The organism is Rhizobium sp. 18055 (assembly GCF_902706285.1).
Taxonomy (GTDB): Bacteria; Pseudomonadota; Alphaproteobacteria; order Rhizobiales; family Rhizobiaceae; genus Rhizobium.
In genome coordinates, this window is sequence record NZ_CACSKD010000177.1 from 1 (window position 1) to 493 (window position 493).

Sequence of the window (493 nt, forward strand, 5' to 3'; positions counted from 1 at the left end):
TTGCTCTCCATGTGCGAACGCGCGCAGATCCCGATGTTCGCCACGCACGAATCGTCGGCCTTCGTCATCGACGTGTTGCGCGCCTACCTGTCCAAGCACTTCGCCGACCGCACCACCATGCACGGCGTCTTCATGGACATCCTGGGCCTGGGCGTGCTGATCACCGGCGAATCGGGCCTGGGCAAGAGCGAGCTGGGGCTGGAGCTCATCTCGCGCGGCAACGGCCTCGTGGCCGACGACGCGGTGGACTTCTTCCGCATCAACCAGACCACCATCGAAGGCAAGTGCCCCGATCTGCTGCAGAACCTGCTGGAGGTGCGCGGCATCGGCCTGCTGGACATCCGCGCGATCTTCGGAGAGACGGCGGTGCGCCGCAAGATGCGCCTGCGCCTCATCGTGCACCTCGTGCGCAAGGAAACGCTGGAGCGCGAATACGAACGCCTGCCCTACGAGCCCCTCACCCAGGACGTGCTGGGCGTGCCCGTGCTGAAGG

1 pseudogene is annotated in these 493 nt (G+C 65.9%); it reads left to right on the forward strand.

The features are described 5' to 3' along the window. Window positions 1-33: 33 nt before the first annotated feature. Window positions 34-493, forward strand: a pseudogene (locus tag GVL52_RS31865) (HPr kinase/phosphorylase); the annotation flags it as partial.